25 protein-coding genes are annotated in these 20,025 nt (G+C 66.9%); 5 read left to right on the forward strand and 20 right to left on the reverse strand.

Going from position 1 to position 20,025, the window contains the following annotated elements:
* Positions 1-37: 37 nt before the first annotated feature.
* A complete protein-coding gene (locus tag HDC94_RS12065) occupies positions 38-823 on the forward strand; it encodes an SDR family oxidoreductase (protein WP_179497881.1) in 786 nt (261 codons plus the stop codon).
* Here HDC94_RS12065 and HDC94_RS12070 read toward each other — a convergent pair.
* From HDC94_RS12070 to HDC94_RS12095, 6 genes are all read right to left on the reverse strand, one after another.
* Entirely contained in the window at positions 820-1,746 is a 927-nt protein-coding gene (locus HDC94_RS12070; RefSeq protein ID WP_179499067.1) for a phosphodiesterase, read from the reverse strand. The two genes, HDC94_RS12065 and HDC94_RS12070, sit on opposite strands and share 4 nt — an antisense overlap.
* 42 nt (positions 1,747-1,788) lie before the next feature.
* Positions 1,789-2,709, reverse strand: a complete 921-nt coding sequence (locus HDC94_RS14820) for an N-acetyltransferase (RefSeq protein ID WP_179497883.1) — start codon at positions 2,707-2,709, stop codon at positions 1,789-1,791.
* A 117-nt stretch (positions 2,710-2,826) separates the two neighbouring features.
* Positions 2,827-4,050 carry a DNA-processing protein DprA gene (dprA, locus tag HDC94_RS12080; RefSeq protein WP_179497885.1) on the reverse strand — a complete coding sequence of 408 codons (1,224 nt, stop codon included), beginning with the start codon at positions 4,048-4,050 and terminating at the stop codon, positions 2,827-2,829.
* Positions 4,047-5,582, reverse strand: a complete 1,536-nt coding sequence (locus tag HDC94_RS12085; RefSeq protein WP_179497887.1) for a YifB family Mg chelatase-like AAA ATPase — start codon at positions 5,580-5,582, stop codon at positions 4,047-4,049. Before HDC94_RS12085 ends, dprA begins: the two co-directional genes overlap by 4 nt.
* The gene (locus HDC94_RS12090) at positions 5,582-5,938 is read right to left on the reverse strand and encodes a YraN family protein (RefSeq protein WP_179497889.1); all 357 of its coding nucleotides are present in this window, start codon (positions 5,936-5,938) and stop codon (positions 5,582-5,584) included. The genes HDC94_RS12085 and HDC94_RS12090 overlap by 1 nt, the downstream gene beginning before the upstream one ends.
* Positions 5,939-6,137: 199 nt before the next feature.
* The gene (locus HDC94_RS12095; RefSeq protein WP_308495717.1) at positions 6,138-6,749 is read right to left on the reverse strand and encodes a LysE/ArgO family amino acid transporter; all 612 of its coding nucleotides are present in this window, start codon (positions 6,747-6,749) and stop codon (positions 6,138-6,140) included.
* Positions 6,750-6,820: 71 nt separating this feature from the next.
* Between HDC94_RS12095 and HDC94_RS12100 the strand changes: the two genes are divergently transcribed.
* Positions 6,821-7,696: a LysR family transcriptional regulator ArgP gene (locus tag HDC94_RS12100; protein ID WP_179497892.1), complete on the forward strand. Its 876-nt coding sequence runs from the start codon at positions 6,821-6,823 to the stop codon at positions 7,694-7,696.
* Here HDC94_RS12100 and HDC94_RS12105 read toward each other — a convergent pair.
* The 5 genes from HDC94_RS12105 to rplS all read right to left on the reverse strand — a co-directional run bounded on the left by HDC94_RS12105 (position 7,687) and on the right by rplS (position 10,401).
* A complete protein-coding gene (locus HDC94_RS12105; RefSeq protein WP_179497894.1) occupies positions 7,687-7,938 on the reverse strand; it encodes a hypothetical protein in 252 nt (83 codons plus the stop codon). The two genes, HDC94_RS12100 and HDC94_RS12105, sit on opposite strands and share 10 nt — an antisense overlap.
* A 228-nt stretch (positions 7,939-8,166) precedes the next feature.
* A complete protein-coding gene (locus HDC94_RS12110; RefSeq protein ID WP_179497896.1) occupies positions 8,167-8,490 on the reverse strand; it encodes a DUF2469 family protein in 324 nt (107 codons plus the stop codon).
* Positions 8,491-8,551: 61 nt separating this feature from the next.
* Positions 8,552-9,202 carry a ribonuclease HII gene (locus HDC94_RS12115; RefSeq protein WP_179497898.1) on the reverse strand — a complete coding sequence of 217 codons (651 nt, stop codon included), beginning with the start codon at positions 9,200-9,202 and terminating at the stop codon, positions 8,552-8,554.
* On the reverse strand, positions 9,202-9,984 hold the full coding sequence (gene lepB, locus HDC94_RS12120; protein WP_179497900.1) for a signal peptidase I: 783 nt from the start codon (positions 9,982-9,984) through the stop codon (positions 9,202-9,204). The genes HDC94_RS12115 and lepB overlap by 1 nt, the downstream gene beginning before the upstream one ends.
* Before the next feature lie 69 nt (positions 9,985-10,053).
* Positions 10,054-10,401 carry a 50S ribosomal protein L19 gene (rplS, locus tag HDC94_RS12125; RefSeq protein ID WP_179497903.1) on the reverse strand — a complete coding sequence of 116 codons (348 nt, stop codon included), beginning with the start codon at positions 10,399-10,401 and terminating at the stop codon, positions 10,054-10,056.
* 212 nt (positions 10,402-10,613) lie between these two features.
* On the opposite strand from rplS, the gene HDC94_RS12130 reads away from it, so the two are divergent.
* A complete protein-coding gene (locus tag HDC94_RS12130; protein WP_179497905.1) occupies positions 10,614-11,249 on the forward strand; it encodes a TetR/AcrR family transcriptional regulator in 636 nt (211 codons plus the stop codon).
* Positions 11,246-12,013, forward strand: coding sequence for a type I methionyl aminopeptidase (gene map, locus HDC94_RS12135; RefSeq protein WP_179497907.1), 768 nt, complete (start codon positions 11,246-11,248; stop codon positions 12,011-12,013). The genes HDC94_RS12130 and map overlap by 4 nt, the downstream gene beginning before the upstream one ends.
* On the opposite strand, the gene HDC94_RS12140 is transcribed toward map, so the two are convergent.
* On the reverse strand, positions 11,990-12,427 hold the full coding sequence (locus HDC94_RS12140; RefSeq protein ID WP_179497909.1) for a hypothetical protein: 438 nt from the start codon (positions 12,425-12,427) through the stop codon (positions 11,990-11,992). The two genes, map and HDC94_RS12140, sit on opposite strands and share 24 nt — an antisense overlap.
* A complete protein-coding gene (gene trmD, locus HDC94_RS12145) occupies positions 12,424-13,119 on the reverse strand; it encodes a tRNA (guanosine(37)-N1)-methyltransferase TrmD (protein ID WP_179497911.1) in 696 nt (231 codons plus the stop codon). The genes HDC94_RS12140 and trmD overlap by 4 nt, the downstream gene beginning before the upstream one ends.
* 192 nt (positions 13,120-13,311) lie before the next feature.
* On the opposite strand from trmD, the gene HDC94_RS12150 reads away from it, so the two are divergent.
* Positions 13,312-14,184, forward strand: coding sequence for a type IV toxin-antitoxin system AbiEi family antitoxin domain-containing protein (locus HDC94_RS12150; protein WP_179497913.1), 873 nt, complete (start codon positions 13,312-13,314; stop codon positions 14,182-14,184).
* Between the two features lie 128 nt (positions 14,185-14,312).
* Here the strand turns inward: HDC94_RS12150 and rimM are convergent, their stop codons facing one another.
* The 7 genes from rimM to ffh all read right to left on the reverse strand — a co-directional run bounded on the left by rimM (position 14,313) and on the right by ffh (position 20,012).
* A complete protein-coding gene (gene rimM, locus HDC94_RS12155) occupies positions 14,313-14,891 on the reverse strand; it encodes a ribosome maturation factor RimM (protein ID WP_308495718.1) in 579 nt (192 codons plus the stop codon).
* A 2-nt stretch (positions 14,892-14,893) separates the two neighbouring features.
* Complete coding sequence (locus HDC94_RS12160) at positions 14,894-15,130, reverse strand: RNA-binding protein (RefSeq protein WP_179497915.1); 237 nt, start codon at positions 15,128-15,130, stop codon at positions 14,894-14,896.
* A 2-nt stretch (positions 15,131-15,132) separates the two neighbouring features.
* Entirely contained in the window at positions 15,133-15,648 is a 516-nt protein-coding gene (gene rpsP, locus HDC94_RS12165; protein WP_179497917.1) for a 30S ribosomal protein S16, read from the reverse strand.
* A 125-nt stretch (positions 15,649-15,773) separates the two neighbouring features.
* Positions 15,774-16,724 (reverse strand): DMT family transporter, encoded by a 951-nt coding sequence (locus HDC94_RS14920; protein ID WP_179497937.1) that lies wholly within the window; start codon positions 16,722-16,724, stop codon positions 15,774-15,776.
* An 88-nt stretch (positions 16,725-16,812) separates the two neighbouring features.
* Positions 16,813-17,607: an LLM class F420-dependent oxidoreductase gene (locus HDC94_RS12175; protein ID WP_179497939.1), complete on the reverse strand. Its 795-nt coding sequence runs from the start codon at positions 17,605-17,607 to the stop codon at positions 16,813-16,815.
* A 40-nt stretch (positions 17,608-17,647) separates the two neighbouring features.
* Positions 17,648-18,454, reverse strand: coding sequence for an LLM class F420-dependent oxidoreductase (locus tag HDC94_RS12180; RefSeq protein ID WP_308495719.1), 807 nt, complete (start codon positions 18,452-18,454; stop codon positions 17,648-17,650).
* 7 nt (positions 18,455-18,461) lie between these two features.
* Positions 18,462-20,012 (reverse strand): signal recognition particle protein, encoded by a 1,551-nt coding sequence (gene ffh, locus HDC94_RS12185; protein ID WP_179497942.1) that lies wholly within the window; start codon positions 20,010-20,012, stop codon positions 18,462-18,464.
* Positions 20,013-20,025: the final 13 nt, after the last annotated feature.

A 20,025-nucleotide genomic window follows, 5' to 3' on the forward strand; every position in this document is an offset into this window, starting at 1 on the left:
GAGCCGCGGTGGGGTGGCGTGTTGATACCGTCGAACCATGGCTATCCTCCCCGGCACCGCACTCGTCACCGGTGCGACTGCCGGCATCGGGGCCGAGTTCTCGCGGCAACTCGCAGCGCGCGGGCACGATCTCGTGCTTGTGGCTCGGGATGCCACGCGCCTGGGGACCCTCGCGTCGCAGCTCCGCGCATCCGGCGTCGCCGTGGAGGTGCTGCCCGCGGATCTGGCGGACGCCGCCGACGTCGAGCGCGTCACCGCTCGGATCGCGGACCAGGCACGACCCATCGAGGTTGTCGTCAACAATGCCGGTTTCGGTCTCCACACCGACTTCGACCTCTCCCCCGTCGAGGATGAGCTCCGGCTGCTCGAGGTGCTCGTGTCCGCGCCCCTGCGGTTGTCGCACGCGGCGCTGCGCGCGATGGTGGCCCGCGGCCACGGCACGATCGTCAACGTGACGTCGATCGCTGCCTACGCGCCCCTGGGCCCGTACTCCTCGGCAAAATCCTGGCTGCACTTCTTCACGCGGTGGGCCAACGCGTTCTACCGCCCGGCCGGGGTGACCGTCACGGCCCTCGCCCCCGGCTTCGTGCGCACCGAGTTCCACGAGCGCATGAACGTCGAGCGTTCGAGCATGGCCCCGAACTGGCTGTGGCTCGATGTCGAGCCGCTCGTGCGAAGGGCGCTGCGCGACGCAGATCGCGGGCGGGCCGTCTCCGTGCCATCCGTGCGCTACCGACTGATCTCGCTCGTGGCGCCGCTCGTGCCGATGTGGCTGGTGACGCGAGCGGCGAAGCGCGATCGCTGGAACCGCCCCGGGGGCTAGCTGCTGCTGTCGACTTCGCCCTTGTTGAAGGCCGAGTCCTTGCGCGAGAAAACCTCCATGCGCTGCTCCGGCGTCATGGCCGCGATCTGCTCCCAACCCGCGGCGGGAACACCCGAGACCTCGCTCGTGTCCCCCACGGGGATCGTCGAGTGCACGAGCTGCTCCTCGTAGACGTGCACGAGGTTGATCGACTGCCCGAAATCGACCCCCGAGAGGATGCGGTCCTCGGCGCTCAGGTCGAGCGTGTAGCAGGTGGCGGACGCCACCGAGACGGGGATGCCGGCGAAGGTGGAGTGGGTGGAGTAGTGCAGGTGGCCCGCGAGGATGGCACGAACATCCGTGCCCCGGATGACGTCAGCGAGACGGTTCTGGTGCTGGAGTTCGAGCATCCCCATGGCCTCGAGCATGGGCGTGGGGATCGGCGGGTGGTGCACGGCGATGACGCTGCCGTGCGGCGCGGGTGAGGACAGAACGTCGGCGAGCCAGTCGAGCTGATCCTCGGTGACGTCGCCGTGGTGGTAGCCCGGAACCGTCGTGTCGAAGGAGATCACGCGCAGGCCGTCGATGTCATAAACGCGGTCCTGGGGCGCGTCGGATTCCAGGCCGAAGAGGATGCGGGAGTACTCGGGCCGCTCGTCGTGGTTGCCCATCACCCAGATGAGCTGCGCACCCATGCGCTCGGCTGCCGGTTCGACGACGGCCTTGAGCCGCTCGTAGGCGTCGGGCTCACCGAGGTCGGCGAGGTCGCCCGTGAACACGAGCGCCTGGGGCTTCGCAATGGACCGCTCGAGCTGCGTGAGCGCCTGCTCGAGGTGCTCGATGACGTTGACCTTGCCGTACAGCGGTCGCGCGCCGGCCAGGAGGTGCGTGTCACTGATGTGAGCGATGACGTGGGTGGGTGCTGGGTACTGTCCGAGTTGCATCACACGGCCAGCCTAGGCGGGGCGTTGCCGTGGCGTCAGGGATTATTTGGCGTGCACGATCCTTCGCCTGGTAGCCGCGAAACCGGCGCGCTCGAACGCACCACGCATGGGAGTGTTGGTGGCGTCGGTCGTCCCGACGATTCGAGCCTCGCCGCTGTCGTGATGGGTGTGGACCATTTCCGCCAGCAGGTCGTTCACGTAGCCGCGCCCCCGGTACTCCGGCAGCACGCCGAGATAGCTGATGCTCGCGTCGTACGCGGTTCGCGTGGGAATGATGAATCCGATCGATTGATCGGTCCATGTAGCGATGCGCCACGCACTGCGTTCCCCGGGCAGCGACAGGTAGAACTTGAGGTCATTGTCCGCGAGAGCCTCCACTCCTTCGCGCGCGACCATGTCGAGGGTGTGGGCATCGAGACTGCCCTCGGCAACACGGGCGAAGTGGGCCCTGAATTCCTCGTCCGCCGCCGGCGCGAACTGCAGCCGAGAGGATCGTTCGGGACGGGGGTCAGAGGACTCCCGTGCAAACGTGACGCGCTCGGTGGTCCGAGCGAAACCGCCGGCGCGTGCAGCCCTCCCGCGCCACTCGATGGCATGCACCGCCGCTGGATCGTCTGCCCAGTCGGTGGCGACGTCCACGTTGAACTCCAGGACCTGGCTCGATCCGAACGTTTCGAGCCCCACCTCAATGAGCGCTGCTCCGATGTCTTCCGGGGCGACAGCGGTATCGCGGACTAGGAGGCAGTCGAGGCTCACCGGCAGCTCCGCGTCAGCCGGACCCCACCAGAGTGCGCGTCCGACGAGCGCTCCATCGAGTTCCGCGGTCCAGCACCACTCCGGCCTGTAGTTGCGCGTGTTCAGCTCGCGGTGAAGTCGCGAATCATCGACCCAGGCGACGGGCTCAGCGCTCGCCCAACCAAAAAGGCGTGGCAGTTCGCCCGGCGTCGCGGGTCGGACTGACACGTCGCTGGGTTTCATCGGCGGCTCACCAGCGCGAAACCTGCCAGTTAACGCAGGTCATCGCCGGTACCTGTCGGAGTCGGAACACCCGCCAAGCCTAGGCTCGCCGTCGCCCCCGCGTCATGAATCACGGAGGATTCGCCTCACCCACCCTTTCTGCGTTTCGCGGGTAATCCCCTCAAGGTCGAGGGCGCCGAGAGTCGACATCACGTCGGTGAGCGAGAGGCCCGAGCGTGCCGCGATATCGGCTGGCTGACGGGCGGCGCGAGTACTGATGGCGTCGAGAACCCGGATCCTCAGGGGATCGTCCGTGGGGGCGGTGGCGGTGGCATCAGTGTCCCAGAGACCGGCGAGCTCCGCCATCTCCTCTGCGGTCGTGACGAGGGTGGCGAGGTTCTCGCGGATGAGGCGGTGGCATCCCGCCGACGCCGCACTCGTGACCGGACCTGGCACCGCTCCCAGTGGACGGCCGAGGGATGCCGCATGGTTGGCCGTGTTCAGCGAACCGGACCGCCATCCCGCTTCCAGCACGACCGTCGCTTGGCTCGCAGCCGCTATGAGCCTGTTCCTCTGCAGGAACCTCCACTTGGAGGGCTGGGCGCCGCAGGGCAACTCGGAGATCACACACCCGTTCTCGACGATTCGCGTGAGAAGCGCGTCGTGACCGGAAGGATAGAAGCGATCCACTCCCCCGGCGAGAAAGGCGACGGTGTACCCGTGACTCGCGAGAGCCGCTCGGTGGGCCATTCCATCGATGCCGTACGCCGCACCCGATACGATCGCAAACCCGCGATCCACGAGACCGGCCGCGCCCTCCATGGTGACGTGTTCGCCGTAGCCAGTCGCGGCTCGTGCTCCGACCATGGCAATCGACCTCTCGAGCCCAGCCAGTCCCACGACATTGCCTCGCATCCACAGCGCGATCGGCGCATGCTGCTCGAGGTCGTCGACTCCCGCGATCCACAGCGCGTCGCCGGGGACGGTGAGCCTCACACCGAAGCGGACTGCCTGGCGCAGCGCCGTGAGGGCGGTCGCCGAGGTGAGGCGGGGTACCCATCGATCCAAGGCCGCCCGGAGGTCCTTTTCGACCACGTCACTTTCCGTGCCGAGCATCACACGCACTCCCTCAACAGGGAGTCGGTCGATCACCGCTGAGAGTGCCGCCGCCGGGCCCAACTCGCGGATGAGCACACCCGCGACGCGGTCGCCGGGTTCCGCAATGCCTGACCACGCGGATCGAGCAAAACGCTCCTCGATCGCGTCACGATCGAGCGACGCCCCGTCGACACTGACAGCTCGTATGAGCTCGGACACCTCCGCTTCCTTCAGCCCGAACATGGTCATGTGGTGATCGCCCTCCTCAGGTACAGCGCCTGACCGAGATGGCTGGCGTCGGGTCGTGTGGCGCCGTGCAGGTCTGCGACGGACCACGCCAAACGGAGCACCCGGTCGTAGCCCCGCATCGTCAGACCCCCACGTTCGAGCGCCCGATCGAGGCTCGCGGTCACGGCAGGTGGCAGGCGCATCTTCGGGCCACGCAGCCAGGAGCCCGGAACCTGGCTGTTCAGTCGCCACGGCGTTGCGGCCAGGCGTTCCGCCGCCGCACCCCGAGCCGTGGCCACGCGCGCCCGCGCCTCCGCGCTGGACGTCCTGGGCTCGTCCTGTGCCGCGCGCAAATGCGCGGCAGTGATCCGCGACACCCTGAACTGGATGTCGATGCGGTCGAGCAAGGGTCCGGACAGGCGACCGACATACTTGCGCCGCGACAGCGGAGGGCACGTGCACTCCGAGTCGGGCGCGCCGTACTGCCCGCACGGGCATGGGTTTGCCGCGAGCACGAGCTGGAACCGTCCTGGGAAGCTCGCCACCGCGCTCGCGCGATGAATCGTGATGACCCCGGACTCGAGCGGCTGCCGGAGGGCATCGAGAACGGTCGGCTTGAACTCGGGAGCCTCATCGAGGAAGAGCACACCGTCGGATGCCCGCGCCGCTGCCCCCGGACGGATCACTGCACTACCGCCCCCGACAAGGGCTGCCGCCGAGGCGGTGTGGTGGGGGCTCTCGAACGGAGGGCGGAGGCTCAACTCCCCTCCCACCGGCAACCCTGCCAACGAGCGGACCGAACCGACGTCGAGAGCCGCCTCGGCTTCCAGATCGGGGAGGAGCCCCGGCAGGCGCGCAGCGAGCATGGTCTTGCCAGCGCCGGGCGGTCCGAGCAGGAAGACGTGGTGGCCACCAGCGGCCGCCACGAGCATGGCCTCAACGGCGTCAGTGTTGCCGATGACATCCGCCAGGTCCCCCATGGGCTCGGGTGTGGACTCGACTGGCGTGCGGGCGATGGCTTCGACGGGTTCCGGGTCGAGTTCGCCGCCGTGCCAGATCGCGGCGTCTCGTAGCGAGGCCACCGGGATGACACGGATGCCCGGTACAAGACTCGCTTCGTCCGCATTGGCCGTGGGGACCATGACCGAGGCGAACCCCGCGCGCGAGGCCGCGAGTACCGCGGGAAGGATGCCGTTGACGGGCCGCAACCTGCCATCGAGGCCGAGCTCGCCGATGTGCACCACCCCATGGATCGACTCCGGCTGGACCTCCCCCGCTGCCGCGATCACGGCTATCGCTATCCCCAGGTCGAACGCAGAACCCTGCTTGGGAAGCGCCGCAGGCGAAAGGTTGACCGTGATCTTCTGCCCTGGAAAGTCGCTGCCGGAGTTGCCGATGGCAGCTCTCACCCTCTCCTTCGACTGGGAGAGTGCGGCGTCCGGGAGACCGATGAGCGCGAAGTTCGGGAGCCCGCTGGAGATGTCCGCCTCAATTTCGACCACCACGCCCGTGAGGCCGAGCAGCGCGATGGAGTGAGTGCGACCGACGCGCATCAGCCCACCCGCTCGAGGTGCTCGATCGTGACTGCGCCGACTCGCGGGGCGAGCACCGCCACCGCGTCGATGCGGACCCGACCACGTTGGTCGGGGTGCGCCTCGCACCATGCGCCCGCGAGCCTCCGCAGCCGCGCCAGCTTCACGGGTGTTATCGCCTCGAACGGATGCCCGTACGCAACACTCGACCGCGTCTTCACCTCGACGAACACGAGCTCGTCCCCGGTGCGAGCGATGATGTCGAGCTCGCCCTGCGAGCAGCGCCAGTTGCGCTCGATCACCGTGAACCCGGACGCAGCCAGGCGCTGCGCCGCGAGGAGCTCACCCCTCCTGCCGAGGTCGTCTTTCGCTGCCATGGGTCCAGAATCCCCCGGGCGGGACAGCTCGCATCGTGAAGACCGGCGAACTGTGGAGCATCCCTGAATGCCCAGCGGCCATGGGGAGAAGACCGCGAAGGCCGGGCCGCAAGCTTTGACGCGAGTGCTGGGGTTTGAACAGCAGCGCGCCGCCCAAACCTCAGCGCGCGACGCGGCGCTGAGCGACGTCCAACCCCAGCTATCCCGCCAGGCCCACCAGCAGGCTCAACGCGATCGCGATCATGACCAGCGCGATCACCCCGTCGAGGATGCGCCACGAGACGGGGCGCGCGAACAGGGGCCGCAGCATCCGTGCACCGAAGCCGAGAGCGCTGAACCACAGCACGCTGCCGAGGGCCGCACCGACCGCGAACCACCAGCGGTTCTCGCCATGGGTGGCGCCGATCGAGCCGAGAAGCACGACCGTGTCCAGGTACACGTGCGGGTTGAGGAAGGTCAGCGCGAGCACGGTCAGCACAGCGGTGCGCAGCGAGGTCGGCGCACCCGCCGGGTCGGTGTCGAGTGTGGATGGCCGCAGCGCACGGATGCCCGCCCGCACGCCGTACCAGATGAGGAACGCAGCGCCGCCAATCCGCACAACCACGAGCAGCCACGACGCCTGCTGGATGATCGCGCCGAGCCCGGCGATTCCTAGGGTGATGAGCACGGCATCCGCCGCCGCGCAGATTGCGACGACCGCGAGCACGTGCTCGCGCCGCAGGCCCTGGCGGAGCACGAACGCGTTCTGCGCTCCGATGGCGACGATGAGCGAGAGACCGAGGCCGAGGCCGGCGAAGAGCGAGGTGAACACATCACGACGGTAGGGCGCACCGGTCAATAACTCCAGTTCATTTTTCTTGCATACCATTAGAATTGCTAATCATGGATCTCCCCCAGCTCGAGGCCCTCGCTGCGGCCGTCGACACGGGCACGTTCGACGCTGCTGCGCGGGCACTCAATGTCACGCCCTCCGCGATCAGCCAGCGCATCCGCGCGCTCGAGAACTCCGTCGGCGGGGTGCTGCTCACGCGGGGCAAGCCCGTGACGGCGACAGCTGCTGGCATCCCCTATCTCCGTCTTGCACGTCAGATCGAGGCACTCGCAGCGGATGCCGCGACCGAGGCGACTCCAGAGAAAGGGGCGGCGTTCCCCGTCATACCGCTCGCCATCAACGGGGATTCCCTCGCCACCTGGGCACTCCCCGCGCTCGCGTCCCTCGCGGACGAGCTCACGTTCGACATCCACCGTGAGGATCAGGACCACTCGTGGGACCTGCTCCGCGACGGCACCGTGATGGCGGCGCTCACGACCGAGGCACGACCAGTGCAGGGATGCACGTCCACCCCTCTCGGAGTGATGCGCTACCGCCCCATGGCCACGCCGGACTTCGTCGCACGCTGGTTCGGCGATGGAGTTGCAGCATCCGCCCTCAACGCGGCGCCCGTCGTGGTGTTCGATCGCAAGGACGACATCCAGGATCGCTACCTCCGCTCGTTCGGCAAGGGCCTCACTCCCCCGCGGCACCACGTTCCGGCGTCGACCGAATTCGCCGAGGCCGTGCGACTCGGCATGGGGTGGGCGATGCTTCCCGACCAGCAGTCGTTCGGTCCGGAGTCGCGCGGCGAACTCGTGGAACTCGCTGGCGGCAAGCCCGAACACGTCGAGCTCTACTGGCAGCAGTGGGCGCTCCACACGACCGCGCTCGACCGGGTCGCCGACGCCATCGCGCGAGCGGCCCGCGAACTGGCTCACTCGTAGACGCGCACCACGATCCACTCGCCGCCGATCTGGCGGATGTCGAACATGCGCGAGCGGTCGTCGTCATCCGTGCCCTGGAAGCGCCATCCGACGAGATCGAGCGGGTGCGTGAGCCCCGCGATCTCGTCCTCAAGATGGGTCGGGGTATCGGTCACCCGGTAATGGCGACCCTCCCAGACGAGGCCATACGGCACCCCGCCCTCGAACCAAATGGTGAGCCGCGTGGCATCGATCAGGGTCATGGCATCTCCTCGGCGCTCGAACTTGTGTTCGAAGATTACGTCGAGTCATCGCGACACGCCAAAACATATGTTCGAATCTCGCGAGGTGTGGTCAAATTGGCGAGAGTCGTGGACATGTGCGCGCTTCTCGTCAAGCAGCGCGCTCTTTGCAGAATGGCAGGAACCCGAGGAACCCGAGGAGCCACAGGAACGAAGGGAGCGCGAGCTCAGGAACGCAGGAGGGGCGAGCTACTCGTCGAGCGCTAGTTCCTTCGGCAGCTCGAGCTCCTTCGCGGAGAGCTCCTCCACATTGACGTCCTTGAAGGTCAGCACACGCACGCTCTTCACGAAGCGGTCGGAACGGTAGACATCCCACACCCAGACATCGTTCATCGTGAGTTCGAAGTAGAAGTCGTGCTCGGTGTCCTGGCGAACCAGGGTGACCTCGTTGGCGAGGTAGAAACGGCGTTCGGTCTCCACGACGTAACGGAACTGGCTCACTACATCGCGATACTCGCGGTACAGCGCCAGTTCGACCTCGCGGTCGTAATCCTCGAACTCGTCCTCGTCCATGCTGCTGTCGAGTCTAGACGCGTTTGGTCGGCGTTCGCCTATCGCTAGAGCAGATGGGTCGCTAGATCAGGGCGGGCTGCTTGAGCCAGGTGTGCCTGTGGAGGGGCGATGGCCCCAGCGTTCCGATCGCGGCGTAGTGGTCGGCGGATCCGTAGCCCTTGTTGCCGGGCCATCCGTATCCGGGGTGGTCGCCATCGGCCTCGATCATGAGGTGATCGCGATGCACCTTGGCGATGACGGATGCCGCGGCCACCGACGCGCAGTCCCGGTCGGCCTTGACTCGTGTCTGCACCCGTGGGGGCTTCACGAGCGCGCCCGTGAGCCAGTCGTGCGCGCCATCGAGCAGCACGACGCTCTCGTGGATACCCACGCCAGCTTCGTGCAGGGCGAGCAGCGCGCGCTTGCCGGCGAGCCCGAGTGAGGCCATGATCCCGATGCGATCCACCTCCTCGGCGCTTGCGAGACCGACAGAGGAGTAGCGCACCCACGCCGCAGCGACGGGAGCGAGCTCCTCACGGCGCTTCTCGCTGAGCAGCTTGGAGTCCCGAAGGCCGGCCGGGATGCCACGCACGCCGACTTCCACAACCGAGAGCCCCACCGCGACCGGTCCGGCTATCGCGCCGCGACCCACCTCGTCGCACCCGATCACGTACCGGGCCCCGGACTTCAGGATGGATCGCTCCACGCTCAGAGTGGGGTCGGCGACTGCCACTACTTCTTGGACCCCTGCTCGACTTTCGCCTCGTCGACATCCGCGAACGTGAGCGGGTAGTTGTCGAGCCAGGTCCAATGGTCGGCGGGCCAACTGACGACGAGCGCGCGGCCGACGACGTTCTCGATCGGGACCGCCCAGGAGCCGTTCGGATCGAGGGCATAGTGGTACGAGGAGTCGGCGGAGTTGTAGCGGTTGTCGCCCATGACCCAGAGGTAGCCCTCAGGCACGGTGACCTCGAAGTCCTCGCGCGTCGCCTTCGTGGCATCCGCCGGGATCGTGATGTAGGGCTCGTCGAGCGGCACGCCGTTCACGGTGATCTGGCCGAGATCGTTGCAGCACACGACGGTGTCGCCGGGCATCCCGATGATCCGCTTGATGAGGTGTTCGTTGCTGTCCGGTGCCGTCAGCCCGACGAAGGAGAGCACGCCGTCGACCGCACCCGTCAGCCAGTTCTGCGGTGGCGGGGTGGGCGCGGCCGAGAGCCAGCCACCCGGATCGCGGAACACGATCACGTCTCCATGCTCGAGCGGCATCAGCTCGGGGGTGAGCTGATTGACGATGATGCGGTCGTCGATCTGGAGGGTCTCCTCCATCGACGACGACGGAATGTAGAACGACCTGATCAGGAACGTCTTGATGAGGAATGAGATGAGGAGCGCCGCGAGGAGGATGAGGAGGACATCCCGGATGAATAGCTTCCATCCCTTGGAACGCGGCTGCTTCGGCTGGTCGTCGGACGTGTCCGCCGGCGCAGCATCGTTGATGGTGTTGTCTGTCATTAAACCCCTGAGCTCCCCGCCAGTTTACGTGGCGGGGAGCTCAGGTGGATGACACTGAAGCAGTGCGAATTAGAACTCGCGCTTCTCCTTGATCTTGGCCTTCTTGCCGCGCAGACCGCGCAGGTAGTAGAGCTTGGCGCGACGCACATCACCGCGGGTGACGATCTCGATGTGGTCGATCACCGGGGAGTGCACGGGGAAGGTGCGCTCGACACCGACCTGGAAGCTGACCTTGCGGACCGTGAAGGTCTCGCGAACGCCTTCGCCCGAACGGCCGATGACGACGCCCTGGAACACCTGGATACGCGAGCGCGTACCTTCGATGATGTTCACGTGAACCTTGACGGTGTCACCGGCGCGGAAATCAGGAATGTTGTCCTTGAGGGATGCTGCATCGACGCTGTCGAGGATGTGCATTGTTCTTCGCTCTCTGCGCCCGCCACAGGTCGAACGCCATGTTGATAAAACTCAGGAAAGGTGAAGGTGTGTCTCGTAGAATGCCGGTACCCCTGTGGCAGAGCCGGAACAGGACACGAACGACGATTCTCGCACAGATTGACGTCGGCGTGCCACTCCCCACGAGTTCCTTTTCCGACAGTTATGGTCTCAGGGACGACAGAAAGATGAACATGACCCTCAAGGCAGATATGACAGTCACATCCCTCTCCGTTCGCGCTGAACCCGTTCAGCAGCGAAGCGCGGAACGAATCACGAGCTTGCTGGATGCCGCTGCCGAGCTGATTGACGCCAACGGGATCGACGGTCTGACCACCAGTGACGTCGCGACCCGCTCCGGCTCCTCGGTCGGCGTCGTCTACCGCTACTTCCCGAACATCCAGTCCCTGCTCAAGGCTCTGGCCGCGCGCAACCTGGACAAGTTCACCACGCGCCTTCGCGAGCAGCTCCCCGAGGACGCGAACGACGCGCTGGGTGCCATGAACGCGGGAATCGACACCTACATCGAGATGGCCCGTACCGAGCCCGGTTTCCGTGCTCTCCGGTTCGGCGACGTGATCGAGGACCGCTTCATCCGCGAGGAGCCCGGTGTCACCGTCGGCATGTCGTCGATGTTCACTGAGCTGCTCGTCACGCGGTACGGCGTCAGCTCGACTCCCGAGCTCGCCTTCGACATCGAGGTGCTCGTCGAGATCGCTGACGCACTCCTCCACCGCGCATTCCGCTACGACACGCAGGGCGACGAGCGCTACATCGCGCGCCTCCGCGAGATCGTTCGCGACTTCCTCACCTCCCACGACGTCGCGTGATCGAACTCCGCACGCCCGCGGAACTGGAGCAGATGCGCACAGCTGGTGAGTTTGTCGCCGGCGTGCTCGAGGCGACGACCTCAGCTTCAGCCGTGGGAGTCAACCTGCTCGAACTCGACGCCCTCGCGCACGACATGATCCGTGCGCGAGGCGCGGAGAGTTGCTACATCGACTACCACCCGTCGTTCGGCGGCTCGCCCTTCGGCAAGGTCATCTGCACGTCGGTCAACGACGCCGCGCTGCACGGGCTCCCGCACGATTACACGCTGAAGGATGGCGACGTGCTGAGCCTGGACTTCGCGGCATCCGTCGATGGCTGGGTCTCGGACTCGGCCGTCACCATCATCGTGGGCACCCCGCGCGACGAGGATGCCCGGCTGATCGAGGTCACGAAGCGCGCGCTCGATGCCGGTATTGCGGCGGCCGTGGTGGGCAACCGCATGGGCGATGTCTCCGCGGCGATCGGTGATGTCGCGCGGGCCGCGCGTCTCAAGATCAACCTGGACTTCGGCGGTCACAGCGTCGGACGGGTGATGCACGGTGACCTTCATGTGCCGAATGACGGGCGACCAAAGCGTGGCTTCCCGCTGCAGCCGGGGCTCGTGTTCGCGATCGAGCCGTGGTTCATGCTCGGCACGAAGCGGATCTACACCGATGACGACGGCTGGACGCTTCGCAGCGATGACGGCTCGCGTGCCGCCCACTTCGAGCACACCGTCGCGGTCACTGATGACGGACCGCTAGTTCTCTCCGCCCGCAAATAAGTCGTCGAGGTCGCCGTCCTCAGCGGATGACTCGCCCGCCCGCGCCAACCGTGCGCTCGTGACTCCGAGCACGGCCGTCGTGGCTATCGCGACGACCAGCAGCACAGGCCAGCCGAACACGGTGAGGAAGCTCGTGTCCTCCGAGAGCGAGGTCGTGACGAGCGCCACAAGGATAGCGACGAGCACCGCGATCAGGACGCGCTCCGTGCGGGTGGGACCGATCGGTCGGCGCCGCATCAGGATGAACTGGTCGATCGCGAGCGAGATGATCATCGCCGGGAACACGAGCACGCCGTTGGCGAGGAACGCGAACGAGAAGATGCGTCCGTCCCCGGCGAAGGCGATCAGCGTGTAGACGATGAGCACGATCAGTGCGACGCCGGTGACAGGCAGAATCCAGTACCAGAACTTCACGGGGCGTCATCCGTGGTGTCGAGCAGATCGGGTCGCACCCGCCGCGTGCGTTCGAGCTGCTGTTCGCGCCGCCAGGCGGCGATCGCACCGTGGTTGCCGCTCAGGAGCACGGGCGGCACCTCGCGCCCGCGCCACTCCGCGGGCTTCGTGTAGCTGGGGTACTCGAGCAGGCCGTCCTCGTGGCTCTCCTCGTCGAGGCTCACGGGGTTGCCCACCACTCCCGGGATCAGTCGCCCCACGGCTTCGATGATCGCCATCACGGCGACCTCGCCGCCGTTGAGCACGTAGTCCCCGAGGCTCACCTCGCGAACACGGGCGACGGATGCCGCGTACTCCACCACCCTCTGATCGATGCCCTCGTAGCGACCGCACGCGAACACGAGCCGCTCCTCGGTCGCGAGCTCGCGGGCCATCGCCTGCGTGAACCGCTCCCCCGCGGGGCTCGGAACGATCAGGAGTGAGTCCGGCGTCAGCACGGCGTCGAGCGCCTCGCCCCACGGCTCCGGCCGCATGACCATGCCCGCGCCGCCACCGTAGGGCGTGTCATCCACCGTGCGGTGACGATCGTGCGTGAAGTCGCGCAGGTCGTGCACGTGGGAGTCGAGGATGCCGCGGTCGCGAGCCTTACCGAGGAGCGAGACATCCAACACCCCGAAGAACTCGGGAAAGATCGTGACGATGTCGATGCGCACCACTCCAGCGTAGGCCCCGTCCAAGCTCGCCTGCGTTCTGCCCGGTCGGTGCGGAGGATGGCGCGCCGTGCTGGCTCGGCTGAGCGGGGCGGGATCGGCGTGTCATCCTCCACAACGTACGACCGCGTCAGCCCGTCCCCCGTCGGGCCCGGACGGCCGCCATGGACAGGGCAACCACCTCACCCTGACTGCATGACGACATACTCAGAACTCGCCCGCAGGACCGGTGGCGTCTTTCGCACCGCCCAGTTGCACGCGAGTGGCGCTACAGCCGCCCACATCCGCTCGGCCGTTGCGGATGGCACCCTGTCCCGCATACGGAAGGGATGGCTGCACACGTCCGATGCCGCACCGGAACTCATCCACGCGGTGTCGCTCGGCGGCCGCCTCGCCTGCGTCTCGGCCGCGAAATACTCCGGCCTGTGGACGCCCGACCTTGGTCCTGGCATCCACATCGCCCGTCCCGCACACGCAGGGCGCACGTTCGGTGATCCGACGGGATTCATCGAACACTGGCAGTCGAGCACGTGGGGCTCGACAGAGAGTGCGATTGAGAGCATGCCCGCCCTGCTGCGGCAGGTGCTGCTGTGTTGCGAGTACGAGGATGCCCTGACCATGGTCGATTCGGCGCTCAACCAGCGTCGGCTCACGCTCACCGAACTGAAGAAGATGCTCGCCACTCTGCCGCCACGGTTCTCCCGCGTGCTGGATGACACGGACCCTGCGAGCGAGTCGGGTCTTGAGACCCTGTGCCGGTATCGACTCAGGCAGCTCGGTCTCGCCGTCCGATCGCAGGTGACTTTCGGTGATATCGGCCGTGTCGACCTGGTCCTCGGGGATCGGGTCATCATCGAAGCAGATGGACGCGAGACCCACGAGGGCACGTTTCTGCGCGACCGCACCCGCGATCTTGCGCTCATGCGGCGCGGATACGTCGTCGTTCGCGTCGGGTACCACCACGTGGTGAACGAGTGGCAGCTCGTGGAGCACACCGTGCGGGCGCTGGTGATGCGGCGCGAGCACGTCTGGTCGGCGACTCACCGCCGCGAGGGACTCGTGTCCTGAGACGTTGCGGAGGATGCCGCGCCGCTTGCCGTGGATGCCACGGGCCTCGGGCGGCGCGCCATCCTCCGCAACGTACGCACACACGGCCCGTCGCACACACTGCCCGTCGCGCGGACGGGCGTCAGCGGCTACGCCTCGGGAGTCGCGTCGGGCGCCGGCTCCTCGGTGAGCTCCTCGAAGAGGCCGAGCGGTGGAGTCACCACGAGGGTTCCCGCGTCGATGTCGACGGAGGGCACGATCGCTTTGACGAACGGAACGAGCACGTCACCGTTCTCGGTCGTGACGGTGAGGAGGTCCTGGCCGGGCATGTGGTCGACGCGGGCCACCGTTCCGACATTCGTGCCGTCGCGCAGCACACTGAGGCCGACGAGCTGGTGGTCGAACCACGCGTCCTCTTCGGGAGCCTCAGTGGGGTCCTGTTCGATCCAGAGGATCGCCTTGATGAGCGTCTCCGCAGTGCTGCGGTCGGTAACGTCCTTGAAGAACGCGACGGGCTGGAGGTTGAACCACTTCAGCTCGAGGAGTTCGAGAGTCTTGCCGTGCCAGGGTGAGCTGGTCGGCACCTGCAGGGTGAACACGGCGCCCGGAACGAAACGTCGTTCCGGGGCATCCGTGTACAGCTCGATCTTGATTGCGCCCTTGAGGCCGTGCGCCTTGGTCAGGCGGCCCACTCTGAGCTGGGTGCCGGCCGTCTTCTTCGCAGCCACCGCTACTGGTCGGTGTCGACGACGTCGACACGCACCTTGCGACCGTCGGCGAGAGCGCCGACGAGGGTGCGCAGAGCCTTTGCGGTGCGACCAGCGCGTCCGATCACGCGACCGAGGTCGTCGGGATGCACGCGCACCTCAAGCACGTCACCGCGGGGTGACGACTTCGAGGACACCTGCACCTCGTCCGGGTGATCAACGATCCCCTTGACGAGGTGCTCAAGAGCGGGAGCGAGCAAGATCAGGCCTTGTCAGCGTCGTCGGCAGGTGCCTCGGCGGCGTCGGCCGGGGCCTCGTCGCCAACCGCGGGAGCCTCGTCAGCAGCCTCGGGGGCGGGAGCCTCCTCGGCAGCGCCCTCGCTCGCGGGGGCCTCCTCGGCGGGAGCCTCGGCCTTGGCCTCGGTCTTCTCCGCCTTGGGCTTGAGCACGGGCTTCTTGGACTCGTCGGCGGTGAACTCCGCCTTCGCCTCCTTGGTGCGCACGGTGCTCACGGCGTCCGCGTCACCCTTGAACTTGCCCCAGTCACCCGTGAGCTTGAGGATGGCCTCAACCTGCGGGCTCGGCTGGGCGCCAACGCTCAGCCAGTACTGGGCACGCTCGGAGTTGACCTCGATGAACGAGGGCTCCTCGGTGGGGTGGTACTTGCCGATCTCCTCGATGGAGCGGCCGTCGCGCTTGGTGCGCGAGTCGGCCACGACAATGCGGTAGTACGGCGCACGGATCTTGCCGAGGCGCTTCAAACGAATCTTTACAGCCACAATTCTCCTGATGTGTGTGGTGGCGTACTCGCGGTCGTGGGCGTGGGGGCACACTCGAACGCGAAAGCTCTGATGGATCCTGGCCGCGCCTGATTAGAGGGTCGGGGGCGACAGGACTCGACTGGCTATTCTGCCACGGTTTTGGCGGGAGCAGAAACGGGCGTCGAGTCGGGGGCGGCAACGGATGCCGCGGCAGCCTTCCTGCGCGAGAGTGCAACCCCCGCGAGGCTCAACACACCGCCCACGATCGCGAGCGGCGCGGGTACCTCCGCGAACACGATGAGGCCCATCAGGATCGCCAGCGGCGGCACGACGTAGGTTGAGATGCCGAGCTGGCCAGCGGGCATGCGCGAGAGGGCGTAGGCCCACGTGGAGAAGGCCAGGGCCGTGGGAACGGCCCCGAGGTACATGGCGCCCACGATCGCGTGTGTGGGGGCGCTCTGGAGCCCCGTGATCAGCTCGCCGGTGAAGGGCAGGCACACGAGCATCCCGATCGCGCAGCCGAGCCACGTGACCTGCGCGTTCGGGAGCCTGCGGAGGGTCGGCTTCTGCAGCAGCACCCCGGCGGCATACGTGACGGCGGCGACGAGGGCCCACAGGATGCCGGACAGCCCGAGCTCGGCCCCGCCGGACGCGAACCCGATGAGGAGCACTCCGAGGAACGCCACCCCGGTGCCGATCGCGAGCCACTTCGAGAGTCCCTCGCGGAGGAACAGCGCCGCGCCGAGCGCGATGAGGATGGGCCCGACGCCCACGATCATGGCCGTGGTACCGGCATCCAGAGTCTGCTCCGCAACGTTGAGCGCGATGTTGTACGCACCGAACCACAGTATGCCGAAGCCCGCGAGTTGCAGCCACTCCCGGGCCGTCGGCCTGACCCAGCGCCGCCCGGCGAGCACGACAATCCCGAGCAGAACTGTGCCGACCACAAGACGCGCGAGCGCAAGCGCTCCCCCGGAGAAGTACGGCGCCGTCCCTCGGATGACGATGAACGCGCTCGCCCACGCGAGGATCGTGATGGTGATCGCGATGATGACCCTCGTCGAGAGTCGACCGGTAGTCGTAGTAGTGCTCACGGCTTCACCGTAGACCCGGCCTCGGACGTCACTGAAGGATCAGGATGACGGTGACCGAAACCTGCCGAACTCTGGCAGCCGCGAGCGCTTAACCGTTCTGCGCGTCGCGCCAGGCGAGCCACTCCTTCACCGTGTCGAGGGGGTAGTCGGGCCCCGAGATGCCGAGGGTGAAGAGCGTGACGCCCTGTGCGCGAAGGTCGTCCGCGATACGCAGGTCCTTCACGCGTGGCTCGTTTGACAGCTCGATCTCGGAGATGTCGCGCCCCACTGCCTCACCGTGCTCGCGCAAAATGTCGAGCTTGCGCGGCAGGTCGGCCGCCGAGACGAAGCTGTGCCAGATGTCGGCGTGCTGGGCGACGATGCGCAGGGTCTTCTTCTCGCCGGCACCGCCGATGAGGATTGGGATGTCACGCGTCGGCGCCGGATTGAGCTTGCCCCACCGCGACTCGATCCGGGGAAGCGCGTCGGCGAGCGCGTCCAGGCGCTGGCCGGGTGTGCCGAACTCGTAGCCATACTCGTCGTAGTCGCGCTCGAACCATCCAGACCCCGTCCCGAAGATGAAACGGCCAACGCCGGAATCGCCAGCACTGATGTGGTCGATCGTGCGGGCCATGTCAGCCTGCAGGTCGGGGTTGCGGTAGCTGTTGCAGTTGACGAGCGCGCCGAACTCGACGCGGCTCGTGATCTCGGCCCAGGAGGCGAGCTCGGTCCACGACTCGAAGTGCATCCCGTCGGGGTCGCCAGACAGCGGGTAGAAGTGGTCCCAGTTGAAGAGGATGTCGGCACCCAACTGCTCGAGCTCGACGACGGTGTCGCGAATCTTCGAGTAGGTGGCGTGCTGGGGCGCGAGCTGGATGCCGATGCGAACGGGGCGAGAGGTCATGCGTTAAGCGAACGCCGGGTCACTGGCAGTATTCCGTGCGTCAGGAAAGACCCCGGGATGCACGCCACTCCAGCAGGCGACGAACGCCCGAGTCGTCGAACTCCGGGCCCATGACGTGCGTCGAGAACAGCGTGACGCCGACCTCGTGCTGCCGGTCGAGGTAGTCGAAGTCCAACGAGCCCTGGCCGCGCGGGCCGGTGCCCGACGCGAACTCGATCTCGGAGACATCCCGCCCCACCGTCTCGCACCAGCGCGCGAGCACCGCAGCCTTCTGCTGATAGGCCTCTGGCTCGACGAAGCTGTGCCAGATGTCCGCGTGCTCGGCGACGATGCGCAGGGTCTTCTGTTCACCCTTGCCCCCGATGAGCACCGGGATCGGCCTCACGGGCGGCGGGTTGAGCTTGCCCCACCGAGCGCGGATGCGGTGGAGATCGCTCTCGAGGGTGTCGAGGCGCTGGCCGGGGGTGCCGTACGGGTAGCCGTACTCGTCGAACTCGCGCTCGAACCATCCAGCACCGGTTCCGAAGATGAAGCGGCCGCCACTGATGTGGTCGATCGTGCGCGCCATGTCGGCCTGGAGGTCGGCGTTGCGGAAGATCGTGCAATTCACGAGCGTTCCCAGTTCGACGCGCTCGGTGCTCTCGGCAAGGGCGGCCAGCATGGTCCACGCCTCGAAGTGCGCGCCATCCGGATCGCCCGTCAGTGGGTAGAAGTGGTCCCAGTTGAAGACGATGTCGACACCGAGATCCTCGACGCGACGAACGGCGTCGGAGATCTGCTGCCACGTCGCGTGCTGCGGTGCGACCTGTGCTGCGACCCTGACGCGGCGACCGCCCAAGGATTCCACCAAAGTCCTAGCGACCCAGGAACTTCTGCAGGCTCGCGAGCTCCTCCTCGCTCGGGCCTCCCGGCGTGGAGCCGAGACCGAAGCCGGAGCCACTGGCGGCCGGGGTGGCAGAGCGACCGGCCGCGAGCGCCGCATTCTCCGCGGCGCGCTTGGCAGGGTTGCCAGATCGCGACCCCTTCTTCTTCTGCTGCTGTTTGCCGCCGCCGAACTTCTGGCCGGGGATCGGGCCCATGCCCGGGATCTGCGGCGTGCCGCCCTTGGCGACCGTCTTCATCATCTTGGCGGCCTGCTCGAACCGGTTGACGAGGGCGTTGACCTCGGTCACCGTCGTGCCGGAACCCTTCGCGATACGGAGGCGGCGCGAGCCGTTGAGCACCTTCGGCATGCGTCGCTCCTGCAGGGTCATCGACTGGATGATCGCCTCGGTGCGCGTGAGCTCGCTCTCGTCGAAGTTGTCGAGCTGCTGGCGCATGTTCTTGCCGCCGGGCAACATGCCGAGCATGCTCTTGAGGGAGCCCATGTTCTTGAGCTGCTGCATCTGCGCGAGGAAGTCCTCGAGGGTGAAGCTGTCGGTCGCGAACTTCTCCGCGGTCTTGAGCGCCTCCTCCTCATCGAAGTTCTTCTGGGCCTGCTCGATGAGCGTGAGGATGTCACCGAGGTCGAGGATGCGGCTCGCCATGCGGTCGGGGTGGAACGGCTCGAAATCGTCCAGGCCCTCACCCGTCGAGGCGAACATGATCGGACGGCCGGTGACGGATGCCACGGACAGCGCGGCACCGCCGCGTGCGTCGCCGTCCAGCTTCGACAGCACCACTCCGGTGAAGTCGACGCCGTCCTGGAATGCGCGTGCGGTCTGCACGGCGTCCTGGCCGATCATCGCGTCGATGACGAAGAGCACCTCGTCGGGGTCGATCGCCTTGCGGATGTTCGAGGCCTGCTTCATGAGCTCGGCGTCAACACCAAGGCGTCCGGCGGTGTCGACGATCACGATGTCGTATTGCTTGCGCTTGGCCTCCTTGACGGCCTCCTTGGCGACCTTGACCGGGTCACCCTTGCCATTCCCGGGCTCGGGCGCGAAGACGGGCACTCCGGCCTGCTCGCCGACGACCTGCAGCTGCGTGACGGCGTTGGGGCGCTGGAGGTCGGCCGCGACGAGCATCGGCGTGTGACCCTCCGACTTCAGCCACTTGGAGAGCTTGCCCGCAAGCGTGGTCTTACCGGCACCCTGGAGCCCCGCGAGCATGATCACCGTCGGGGGCTGCTTGGCGAATTCGATGCGCTTGGTCTCGCCGCCGAGGATCGTGATGAGTTCGTCGTTGACGATCTGCACCACCTGCTGGGCGGGGTTGAGCGCCTTCGACACCTCGTCGCCGAGGGCACGCTCGCGGACACGCGCGGTGAAATCCTTGACGACCTCGAGGGCAACGTCGGCGTCGAGGAGGGCGCGGCGGATCTCGCGGACGGTGCCGTCGACATCCGCAGGGCTCAGCTTGCCCTTGCCGCGAAGTTTGGTGAAGGTATCGGCGAGGCGATCCGTGAGGTTTCCGAAGAGGGCCATGGTGAACCCAGTT

Source organism: Leifsonia sp. AK011, assembly GCF_013410945.1.
Lineage (GTDB): Bacteria > Actinomycetota > Actinomycetes > Actinomycetales > Microbacteriaceae > Rhodoglobus.